This window comes from Stenotrophomonas sp. AR029, assembly GCF_047520695.2.
In the GTDB taxonomy this organism is placed as follows: domain Bacteria; phylum Pseudomonadota; class Gammaproteobacteria; order Xanthomonadales; family Xanthomonadaceae; genus Stenotrophomonas; species Stenotrophomonas sepilia.
Genome location: NZ_JAXBQQ020000001.1, coordinates 340,028 through 349,993 on the forward strand (window position 1 = coordinate 340,028; position 9,966 = coordinate 349,993).

Consider the following 9,966-nt stretch of genomic DNA (forward strand, 5'->3'; position numbering starts at 1 on the left):
CATGGACATGCATCCGCTGCTGCAGGTCCTGTTCCAGTTCGCTTTCTACTACCCGATGGTGATGGCGTTCTTCTGGATGTCCGGCGGCCTCTACTACTACTACCGGCGCGAACGCCACTCGCGCCCGCGCAACGACCCTCCATTGATGGTCGATCCCCCCTTCGCGAGCCTGCTGGTGCCCTGCCACAACGAGGCAGAGAATCTGGATGACACACTCACTGCGGCGCTGGCCCAGCGTTACCCCGCCGACTACGAAGTGATCGCCATCGATGATGGCAGCAGCGATGACACCGGCGCGCGGCTGGATGTGCTGGCGGCAAGGCACCCGCGGCTGCGCGTATTGCACCTGGATCGTAACCTGGGCAAGGCCAATGCGCTGCGCATGGGCGCACTGGCCGCTCGCTCGGAGTACCTGGTGTGCATCGACGGCGATGCAATGCTGGAGGAACATGCGCTGCACTGGATGATCTGGCACCTGGTCAGCGGCAACCGGGTCGGTGCGGTCACCGGCAACCCGCGCATCCGCAACCGCTCCACCTTGCTCGGACGCCTGCAGGTGGCCGAGTTTTCGTCGATCATCGGCATGATCAAGCGCGCGCAGCGCGTATACGGGCGCATCTTCACCATCTCCGGGGTGATCGCCGGCTTCCGCCGTACCGCCCTGCATCAGGTCGGCTGGTGGTCGGATGACATGGTGACCGAGGACATCGACATCAGCTGGCGCCTGCAGCGCGCGCACTGGGACATCCGCTACGAACCCAATGCGCTGTGCTTCATCCTGATGCCGGAGACCCTCAAGGGCCTGTGGCGGCAGCGCCTGCGCTGGGCCCAGGGCGGCGTGGAGGTGATGCTGCGCCACGCGCGCTCGCTGCTGCACTGGAAAGAGCGGCGCATGTGGGGCGTGCTTCTGGAGTACGTGCTGAGCGTGATCTGGGCCTACACCATGTTGTTCATCGTGCTGCTGTGGGCACTGGGCAAGTTCGTCGAGCTGCCGCCGCAGCTGCATATCGCCAGCCTGCTGCCGCAGTGGCATGGCGTGATCCTGGCGCTGGTCTGCCTGCTGCAGTTCGCCAGCAGCCTGATCATCGACCGACGTTACGAAACACAGATTGGACGCAACTATTTCTGGGTCATCTGGTACCCGATGGCGTACTGGCTGATCAGCCTTTCCACCACCCTGGTGGCGTTGCCGAAGACACTGCTGCGCCGTCGCAGCAAGCGCGCCACCTGGACCAGCCCTGACCGGGGGATCCGATGAACGCGCAACGCCCGTCCAACCGCTTCGACTCACGGATGATCCGCAAGCCACACCGCCAGCCGCGCTTCCAGCGCACCGCCTGGGGATTCGTCACCCTGGCGTTCTGGGGCTTCTACTTCTACCTGTGGGCGCCCCTGGTGACCCTGTTCTCGTGGTTGGTTGGCGGCCAGCTGGCCTGGCAGCAGCTGTACGAACGGCAAAGCCAGTTCGATCCCTACGTGCTGGTGGCATTGCCACTGATGCTGCTGGGCGCCAGCGTGCTGCTGATCGGCTGGGCCGAGTACAACCGCGCCCGCTTCCGTGGCCACGAACGCCGCCTGCCGCGGCCACTGGCCAGCCTCAACGAAGTGGCCGCCGATCTGGGTGCCAGCACGGGGCTGGCCGAACGCCTGATGGGCTGCAAGGCCGCCACGTTGCACATGGATGATCACGCACGTCCGGTCGGCATCCGCCGCGAGGTGGTGTAGCCCGACAACCCGGTGGGGTGCCGACCCTGGTCGGCGCTTGTGCCTGGTGGGTGCCGATCATGGTCGGCACCGGGGTCTGCCGCGAAGAACACCCACGCATGGCGTGGTTCCACTTATGTGCGCGTCTGCCCTTCGCCACGCACCACGAAACGTTCGACGGTGAGCGCTTCCAGACCCATCGGGCCATAGGCATGCAGGCGCGTGGTGGAAATGCCGATTTCGCTGCCCAGGCCCAGCTGGCCACCATCGGAGAAGCGCGATGAGGCATTGACCATCACCACCGCCGAGCGCAGCGCAGTGACGAAGCGCTCGGCATGGTCGGCGTCTGCGGTCGCGATCACTTCGGTGTGGTCGGAGGTATAGCGGCGGATGTGCGCGATGGCCGCATCGAGGTCGTCCACCACGCGCACGGCCAGCACAAGGTCGAGGAACTCGGCGGCGTAGTCCTCCTCGGTCGCCGCCGTGCTGCCCGGCAGCAGCGGCTGCGCCTGCGCATCGGCGCGCAGCTGAACGCCACGCTGGCCAAGCGCCTGCGCCACGCGCGGCAGGAAGGAATCGGCTACGTCACGGTGTACCAGCAGTGTCTCCAGCGAATTGCAGGCGGCTGGCCGGCTGCACTTGCCATCCACCAGCAGGTCGATAGCCTTGCCCAGGTCGGCGCTGGCATCCACGAACAGATGACAGACACCCTTGTAGTGCTTGATCACCGGTACCCGCGCATGCTCGGCAACGAAACGGATCAGGCCTTCGCCACCCCGTGGAATCGCCAGGTCGATCAGCTCATGCAGCTGCAGCAGTTCCAGCATCGCCTCGCGGCGCAGGTCGGTCAGCACGGTCACGGCGGCCGGCGGCACGCCATTGGCCTTCAATGCACCGGCGAGTGCCTGCGCGATCGCGGTGTTGGAGTGAATTGCCTCGGAACCACCGCGCAGGATCACGCCGTTACCCGCCTTCAGGCACAGCGCCGCGGCTTCGGCGGTCACGTTCGGGCGCGCCTCGTAGATCATCGCGATCACGCCCAGCGGCACGCGCACCTTCTGCACGCGGATGCCATTCGGGCGCACGTCATCGCGGGTGACCTCGCCGACAGGATCTGGCAATCCGGCCACTTCGCGCACGGCTTCGGCCATCGCGAACAGGCGCGGCGGGTCCAGTGCCAGACGATCGAGCATGGCGCTGCCCACGCCCTTCTCGCGCGCGGCGGCGAGGTCACGTGCATTGCCGGCCAGGATCAACCCTGCATTCACTTCCAGCGCCTGCGCCATCGCCAGCAGCAGCGTGCGTCGTGCCGCGCCGTCGAGGCCGGCAACGATCTGCGCCGCATCACGGCAGGCACGCGCCTGCGCTTCGATCTCGCTCATCGGTGTGTCCTTCAAACCGGTCATGGCAGCACCAGATCGTCGCGATGGACGACGCTGCCGCCGTAGTTGTAGCCGAGCACGGCCTCGATGTCGCGCGAATGGCGGCCGGCGATCCGGCGCACATCATCGGCCGCGTACTGGCTGACGCCGCGCGCGACGCAGACACGGCCCTGCGGCGCGTTCCAGCACACCTGCACCATGTCGCCACGGCGGAACACGCCCTCTGCACCGGTGATGCCACCGGGCAGCAGCGAGGCGCCCTTCTCGCGCATCGCCTGTGCCGCACCGGCATCGATGACGATCACACCCTCGGCCAGCGGTGCATGCCGCAGCCAGTGCTTGCGGGCGGCCTCGCGGCTGCGTGCGGCATGGATGCGGGTGCCGAACAGGCGGTCCTGCGCCAGCGCGCGCACCACGTCACCGCTGCGGCCATTGAACAGATAGGTTTCGATGCCCAGGCGTCCGGCCTTCGCCGCCGCCTCCAGCTTGGTGCGCATGCCGCCGGTACCGGCGCGCGAGCCGGCGCCGCCCGCCATCGCCAGCACCTCGTCACCCAGTTCCGGCACGTCGTGCAACGGCCGCGCATCGGCCACGGTGCGCGGGTCGGCGCTGTACAGGCCATCGATGTCGGTGGCGATGAACAGCGCATCGGCGTCGACCAGCGCCGCCACGGTGGCAGCCAGGTTGTCGTTGTCGCCGAGCTTGAGCTCATCCACCGACACGGTGTCGTTCTCGTTGACCACCGGCAATGCGCCCAGGCGCAACAGTTCACTCAACGTGGCGCGTGCATTGAGGTAGCGGCGGCGGTTGCGCAGGTCGTCGTGGGTCAGCAGCACCTGCGCCACCGGGCGCTCGAAGAAGCGCTGCCAGAGCCCGATCAGCTGGGCCTGGCCGAGCGCGGCCAGGGCCTGCCGCGCCGCCATCGCCGCGCCCGGTTCATCGGCGCGCGGCAGGATTGCGCGCCCGGCAGCGACCGCGCCGGAAGATACGATCACCACCTCGCGCCCGGCCAGGAGATTGGCCGAGACGAACTGCGCCAGGCCCAGCGCGTGGCGTGGCGACAGGCCGCCGCCATCGGCTGCCAGCAGGCTGCTGCCGACCTTGAGCACCGCACGCCGCCACGGCGGCAGCACCTGTTCGGGGAACGGCGAGGCGACAAGGGCAGCGTGCTGGATCATCGGTCAGGCTCTCAGCGGGTGTTCCATTCGTGCACGGTCAGGTCGGAGGCCTGCATCGTCACCAGTGGATCGGTGGCGACGATGGCCCGCGCCTGCGCCAGGCTGTCCACGTTGCACAGCACGTAGGCGCCACCGCTGCCATCGGCGAAGCCACCGGTCAGCTGCAGCTTGCCCTGCGCCTGCAACGCATCGAGGAAATCACGATGCGGCTGCACCGCTGCATCGTTGAAGTCCGGCCGGCGCATCGCCAGCACCAGATACACCGTGGCCGCCATCAGGACAACGCCTGCCAGCGCGCGCGAAGTTCGTCCAGGCGCAGGTCAGCGGCCGAGCCCGGCGATACACGCGCAGCCAGGCTGCCTTCCGGCGTGCGTCCCTGCCCTGCACTGTCGGCACCGGCCGCAGCCGCCTTGTAGGCCTCGCGGAACGGCACACCGGCCACGGCCGCTTCCACCGCCACGTCGGTGGCATACATGCCCGAATCGATCGCCGCACGCAGCCTGTCGTCGCGCCATTCCAGGTTGGCCAGCAGCGCCGGCAGCAGCTCCAGCGCGGCCAGGCCACGGCCGAAGCCGTGGAAGATGGCACCCTTGGACGACTGCAGGTCGCGATGGTAGCCGGACGGCAGCGACAGCAGCTGCTCGATCTCGGTGCGCGCAGCGGCGACGCTGGCGTGGGTGGCGCGCATCAGCTCGATCACATCCGGATTGCGCTTGTTGGGCATGATCGAACTGCCGGTGGTGTACTGCGCCGGCAGCGCGACGAAGCCGAACTCGGCGCTGGTGAACAGCGACAGGTCCCACGCAATGCGGCGCAGGTCCAGCGTGGCGCCACCGAGCGCTTCCAGTGCAGCCAGCTCGAACTTGCCACGCGACAGCTGCGCGTAGATCGGCGAGATCTGCATGCGCGCGAAGCCCAGCGCGGCGGTGGTGTGCTTGCGGTCCAGCGGCAGGTTCACGCCGTAGCCGGCGGCGGTGCCGAGCGGATTGGCATCGACCAGTGCATGGGTGTCACGGGCGCGGATGGCGTTGTCGATGAAGGCCTCGGCCCAGCCCGCCCACCACATGCCGGCCGAGGACACCACGGCACGCTGGATGTGGGTGTAACCGGGAATCGGCAGGTCCTTCTCGGCCTGCGCGCGGTCCAGCGCGACCTTTGCCACTTCGGTGCTGAGCTGGGCAACGCGCTGCAGCTTCTCCTTCAGCCACAGGCGCGTGGCGACCAGGATCTGGTCGTTGCGGCTGCGGCCGGTGTGGATCTTGCGACCCGCATCACCAAGGCGTTCGGTCAGGCGCGCCTCGATCGCCGAGTGGCCATCCTCGTACTGCGTATCCAGCACGAAGCGGCCTTCGCGGAAGTCCTGCGCCAGGATCTCCAGTTCGCGCAGAAGTCCGGCAAGCTCATCGGCACTGAGGATGCCGATGTGCTGCAGGCCCTGCGCATGCGCGGCGCTGGCAGCGATGTCATGCAGGAAGAACTCGCGGTCGAGGATCACGTCGTCGCCGGCGAGGAAGGTCTGGATCTGGGCGTCGACGGCGACGCCGGGCTTCTGCCAAAGAAGGTCTGCCATGGGGGCTCCGGAATGCGTGTTCAGTGCGGGATCGACGTCAGTTCGTCGATGCCCAGCGCGAGGTTGAGATTCTGCATGGCCTGGGTGGCCGCGCCCTTCAGCAGGTTGTCCAGCGTCGCCACCACGACCACGCGCTTGCCGCCCGGCGCGAGCGTGAAGCCACCGACCTGGGCACCGTGGCGGCCGGCGATGCGGCTGACCCACGGCGCTTCGTCCAGCACTTCGATCAAGGGTTCACCGGCATAGGCCTGCTGGAAGCGCTCGACGATCTGCTCACGGGTCTGCACGCGGTTCAGCCACAGGTTGGCGGTCAGCGTGATGCCACGGAAGTGCGGCGCGACGTGTGGCATGAACTCGACCGCCACGCCCAGCTGTACGGACACCTCGCGCTCGTGCACGTGGTTGGTCAGCGCGTAGGGCATCAGGTTGTCGGCCAGCAGTTCGACGTTGTTCTTGTCCGACGGCGTAGTACCGGCACCGGAGTAGCCGGAGACACCGAAGCACTGCGGCGGACCCGCCAGCAGGTCCAGCAGCGGATGCACCGCCAGCTGCATCGCGGTGGCATAGCAGCCCGGGTTGCTGATGTGCTTCTGGCCGTTGTACCGGCCGCGGGTCAGCTCCGGCAGGCCGTAGTACCAGCTGTTGTCGAAACGGTAGTCGGCCGAGAGGTCGACGATGACGGTGTCCGGCTTCGCGGTTTCAAGCGCAGCCACGAACGGCGCGGCCAGGCCGTTGGGCAGGGCCAGGATCACCGCGTCCACGCCCTTGGCCGCCACCGCATCGGCGTCCAGGTTTTCGTACTGCAGCTCGCCCTGGAATTCCGGGTGGTGGTCGGACAGGCGCTGCCCGGCGCGCTCGCGCGAGGAGACGAAAGCCAGCTTCAGCCGCGGGTGGGCGGCCACCAGCTTGATCAGCTCGGCGCCGGTATGGCCGCGGGCACCGACGATGCCCAGGGTGAAGGTCGAATCGTTCATGCGTGACTGTCCAGGCGGTACTGCAGGTGGCGCTTCACGCCCTGCCATTCCGCATCGATGATGGAGAAGATGACGGTGTCGCGCGGCGTGCCGTCGGCGTGCCGCTTGTGGTTGCGCAGCACGCCATCCTGCTTGGCGCCGAGGCGGGCGATGGCGGTGCGCGAGGTGACGTTGAACCAGCTGGTTTCCAGCACCACGCTGATGCAGCCCATGGCCTCGAAGGCGTGCTGCAGCAGCAACAGCTTGGCCTCGGTGTTGGCGCCGGTGCGCTGCACGCGCGGCGTGTACCAGGTGTAGCCGAGGCTGAGCTTGGGCACGCTGGCATCCATGTCGTAGAAGCGCGTGCTGCCGATGATGTCACCGGCGGCGTCGCGGATCACGAACGGCAGCACCTTGCCTTCGGCGTGCGCCTGCAGCGCGGCCTGTACATAGTGCTCGACCTGCTGCGGTGACGGCACCTGGGTGTACCAGAGCTGGTCCAGGCCGCTGCCTTCGAGGGCAGCGCGCAGGCCGGGGACATGCTCAAGCTGCAGCGGCTGCAGCGCCACGTGCTGGCCGCGCAGGGTAGGCACCGTGTTCCAAACGTCAGGATTGGTCATCGCTCAGCCCTGCAGGCTCGGTGCGCGCTGCGCGCAATGATCGACATAGGTCTTGATCCGGTCGATGCCATCGGCGCCGAACCAGAACACTTTCCAATGGTCCTGCTTGTAGCAGCCATCGGACTCGGCGTAGTAGAAGTGGTTGATCGGGTTGCCGTGGCGCGAGCGCCAGAACAGCTGCGGGGTCTCCTCCAGCATCACGTTCCAGACCGCGCGGCCCAGGCCTTCGCCCTGCGCGTCGTCGAGCACGGCGAACTTGTCCAGGTACACGCCTTCGGCCTCGTCGGTGAGGATCACCGCAGTGCGGTAGTTCTCGCTGACATAGGCACGCAGCAGCCTGGTCTTTTCGAAGTAGTCCGGCACCAGGGTGCGGCCGAAGCTGGATTCGATCAGGCCCTTCAGCCGCGGCAGGTCGAGCTCGCTCCAGGCGGTGGCGCGCAGTACTTTCTCACCCTTGCGCACCAGCGTGCCCGAGCCCTTGTGGGTGAACAGTTCCTTGGCCAGGTCGGCCGGACGCGTGATCGACACCGACGATTCCAGCGGCAGGCGGTCGAGCAGGTCCTTGATCTGTTCGATCTTCACCTTCATGCCACCGTGGATCCACGGCTGCGCGATCAGGTGGTCGTATTCGGTGGACAGGTTGATCGAATCGATCACGTTGCCCGCCTCGTCCAGCAGGCCACCGGTGCCGGTCAGGAAGATGATCTTGTACGGCTGCAGCTCCTGCACCAGCTCGTTGGCGGCGAAGTCGGCGTTGACGTTGAGGATCTGGCCACCGGCGGTTTCACCCAGGCTGGTGATGACCGGGATCGAGCCGGCACGCAGGCTGGCCTCGATCGGTGCCAGGTTGACCTTCTTCACCTCGCCGACCAGGCCGTAGGTGTCCACGTCCAGGTACTCGGCCTCGAACACGCCACCGGTGATCGAGGTGGCACGTGCGCCGTTCTGCTGCAGCGCCTCGACCAGGCGCAGGTTGGACTGCTGGAACACCCGGCGCACGATCGCCAATGCTTCCGGCGAAGTCACGCGCAGGCCGTTCACGGTCTGCTTCTCGATGCCGGCCGCCGACAGCTCGGCATCCAGCTGCGGGCCGGCGCCGTGCAGCACGATCGGGGTCAGCCCGACTTCCTGCAGGAACGACAGCGAAGAGGTCAGCGCGTCGAGATCGTCGCGCAGCACCGCGCCGCCGACCTTGACCACGGCGAAGCGCTTGGCATCCAGCTGCGAAAAGCGCTTGAGGTACTGGCTGATCTCCTTCGCGCTGGCCATGCTGGAAAGCAGGCGCACGATGGTCTGGCGGGTCTGGCGGTGGGGCTGGAGGGCAGGAGACATTTCGGTTTCGTCACAGGCGGCGGTCGCCGCGTTGCAGTTCCGCCATGCCCGGGGCATGGCGGCGTTGTGGGGTCGATCAGGCGCCGGCGGTGATGATCCGATGCACGGCGTCGGTGTAGCGCTGCAGCTGGTCCAGCGTCACGAACTCATCGGCGGTGTGGGCCTGGGCGATGTCACCCGGGCCGAACACCAGGGTGGTGTAGCCAGCGGCCGAGAACAGCGACGCCTCGGTCCAGAAATCCACCGCATTGCCGATCGTCAGCTCCAGCGCATCGGCCACGTCGCGCGCCAGCAGGCGGCGGTTCTCAGCTTCGGCAATGTCACCGGCGGGCAGGCTGGGACCACGGAACGTCTCGGTGAAAACGGCGGCTTCCGGCTCGGCGAAACCGGCGAAGGTCGCCAGCAGGCCATCGATGTCCATCGACGGCAGCGGGCGGAACCCGAAGCGCACCTCAGCAGCCGGTGCGATCATGTTGGCCTTGATGCCGCCTTCGACGCGGCCGATATTGAAGCGCAGTCCGGTCAGTCCGCCAAAGCGCGCCGAAGCCAGCGATTCCACATGATCCAGCGCGCGGTTTCCCCAGCGCATGGCCTGGTGCAATGCGCTGGCGGCCGCATCCTGCTTGCCCGAGGCGTGCCCTGCCCGACCGGCGAACTGCATCAGCACCGAACTGATGCCACGGTGCGCCAGCACTGCTTCGCTCATGGTCGGTTCGGCCACGAGTACGGCTTCATACGGCAGGCCACGGGCCAGGAATGCAGCGATGCAGCGCGGGTCGTTGGCTTCCTCGTCGCTGGAGAACAGGAACGCGGCGTCGCCATCGCTGGCGTTGGCGGCCGCCACCAGTGCAGCGGCGGCGCCCTTGATGTCACACACGCCCAGGCCGACCACACGGTCGTCCAGGCGGCGCATCACATGCGGATCGGCACTCCAGTGCGGCGAGTCCGGGACGGTATCCAGATGCACGTTGAACAGGTACTTCGGCGTCCCACGCACGGCGTACAGGCTGACCGCACCCGCGCCATGGTCGATCACCTCGACGTTGAAGCCGGGCAGGTTCGCGCGCAGGTAATCGAAGATGCCACCGGTGGTGATCGCACGCGGCGGGTTGCGGGTGTCGAAGGACACCAGGGCCTGCAGGTGATCGAGCGTCTGTTCAAGCATGTGTCTGAATATCCGTAGGGTTCGAAATCGGTAGTGGGGGGGGGGGGGGGGGGGGGGGGGGG

The 9,966-nt window shown here is 67.4% G+C and carries 10 protein-coding genes; 2 read left to right on the forward strand and 8 right to left on the reverse strand.

Features of this window, described 5'->3' with window-relative positions:
• Position 1 precedes the first annotated feature (1 nt).
• Positions 2–1,258, forward strand: a complete 1,257-nt coding sequence (pgaC, locus tag ACM0PB_RS01615; RefSeq protein WP_065186044.1) for a poly-beta-1,6-N-acetyl-D-glucosamine synthase — start codon at positions 2–4, stop codon at positions 1,256–1,258.
• The gene (pgaD, locus tag ACM0PB_RS01620) at positions 1,255–1,725 is read left to right on the forward strand and encodes a poly-beta-1,6-N-acetyl-D-glucosamine biosynthesis protein PgaD (RefSeq protein ID WP_065186043.1); all 471 of its coding nucleotides are present in this window, start codon (positions 1,255–1,257) and stop codon (positions 1,723–1,725) included. Before pgaC ends, pgaD begins: the two co-directional genes overlap by 4 nt.
• A gap of 113 nt (positions 1,726–1,838) precedes the next feature.
• On the opposite strand, the gene ACM0PB_RS01625 is transcribed toward pgaD, so the two are convergent.
• The 8 genes from ACM0PB_RS01625 to ACM0PB_RS01660 form a co-directional block, all read right to left on the reverse strand.
• Complete coding sequence (locus ACM0PB_RS01625; protein ID WP_065178257.1) at positions 1,839–3,110, reverse strand: glutamate-5-semialdehyde dehydrogenase; 1,272 nt, start codon at positions 3,108–3,110, stop codon at positions 1,839–1,841.
• Complete coding sequence (proB, locus tag ACM0PB_RS01630) at positions 3,107–4,264, reverse strand: glutamate 5-kinase (protein ID WP_065186042.1); 1,158 nt, start codon at positions 4,262–4,264, stop codon at positions 3,107–3,109. The genes ACM0PB_RS01625 and proB overlap by 4 nt, the downstream gene beginning before the upstream one ends.
• An 11-nt stretch (positions 4,265–4,275) precedes the next feature.
• Positions 4,276–4,539, reverse strand: a complete 264-nt coding sequence (locus ACM0PB_RS01635; protein WP_065178255.1) for a YciI family protein — start codon at positions 4,537–4,539, stop codon at positions 4,276–4,278.
• A complete protein-coding gene (gene argH, locus ACM0PB_RS01640; RefSeq protein ID WP_065178254.1) occupies positions 4,539–5,834 on the reverse strand; it encodes an argininosuccinate lyase in 1,296 nt (431 codons plus the stop codon). Before argH ends, ACM0PB_RS01635 begins: the two co-directional genes overlap by 1 nt.
• Positions 5,835–5,854: 20 nt before the next feature.
• Complete coding sequence (argC, locus tag ACM0PB_RS01645) at positions 5,855–6,808, reverse strand: N-acetyl-gamma-glutamyl-phosphate reductase (protein ID WP_065178253.1); 954 nt, start codon at positions 6,806–6,808, stop codon at positions 5,855–5,857.
• Complete coding sequence (locus ACM0PB_RS01650) at positions 6,805–7,407, reverse strand: GNAT family N-acetyltransferase (RefSeq protein WP_065186041.1); 603 nt, start codon at positions 7,405–7,407, stop codon at positions 6,805–6,807. Before ACM0PB_RS01650 ends, argC begins: the two co-directional genes overlap by 4 nt.
• A gap of 3 nt (positions 7,408–7,410) precedes the next feature.
• Positions 7,411–8,739: an acetylglutamate kinase gene (locus ACM0PB_RS01655; protein WP_065178251.1), complete on the reverse strand. Its 1,329-nt coding sequence runs from the start codon at positions 8,737–8,739 to the stop codon at positions 7,411–7,413.
• A gap of 76 nt (positions 8,740–8,815) precedes the next feature.
• Positions 8,816–9,904 (reverse strand): acetylornithine deacetylase, encoded by a 1,089-nt coding sequence (locus ACM0PB_RS01660; RefSeq protein ID WP_329844022.1) that lies wholly within the window; start codon positions 9,902–9,904, stop codon positions 8,816–8,818.
• Positions 9,905–9,966: the final 62 nt, after the last annotated feature.

What these genes read in the sequence shown, in the direction of transcription:
- pgaC (WP_065186044.1), top strand. Translation starts at nt 2, where the DNA reads ATGGACATGCATCCGCTGCTGCAGGTCCTGTTCCAGTTCGCTTTCTAC.
- pgaD (WP_065186043.1), top strand. Translation starts at nt 1,255, where the DNA reads ATGAACGCGCAACGCCCGTCCAACCGCTTCGACTCACGGATGATCCGC.
- ACM0PB_RS01625 (WP_065178257.1), bottom strand. Translation starts at nt 3,110, where the DNA reads ATGACCGGTTTGAAGGACACACCGATGAGCGAGATCGAAGCGCAGGCG.
- proB (WP_065186042.1), bottom strand. Translation starts at nt 4,264, where the DNA reads ATGATCCAGCACGCTGCCCTTGTCGCCTCGCCGTTCCCCGAACAGGTG.
- ACM0PB_RS01635 (WP_065178255.1), bottom strand. Translation starts at nt 4,539, where the DNA reads ATGGCGGCCACGGTGTATCTGGTGCTGGCGATGCGCCGGCCGGACTTC.
- argH (WP_065178254.1), bottom strand. Translation starts at nt 5,834, where the DNA reads ATGGCAGACCTTCTTTGGCAGAAGCCCGGCGTCGCCGTCGACGCCCAG.
- argC (WP_065178253.1), bottom strand. Translation starts at nt 6,808, where the DNA reads ATGAACGATTCGACCTTCACCCTGGGCATCGTCGGTGCCCGCGGCCAT.
- ACM0PB_RS01650 (WP_065186041.1), bottom strand. Translation starts at nt 7,407, where the DNA reads ATGACCAATCCTGACGTTTGGAACACGGTGCCTACCCTGCGCGGCCAG.
- ACM0PB_RS01655 (WP_065178251.1), bottom strand. Translation starts at nt 8,739, where the DNA reads ATGTCTCCTGCCCTCCAGCCCCACCGCCAGACCCGCCAGACCATCGTG.
- ACM0PB_RS01660 (WP_329844022.1), bottom strand. Translation starts at nt 9,904, where the DNA reads ATGCTTGAACAGACGCTCGATCACCTGCAGGCCCTGGTGTCCTTCGAC.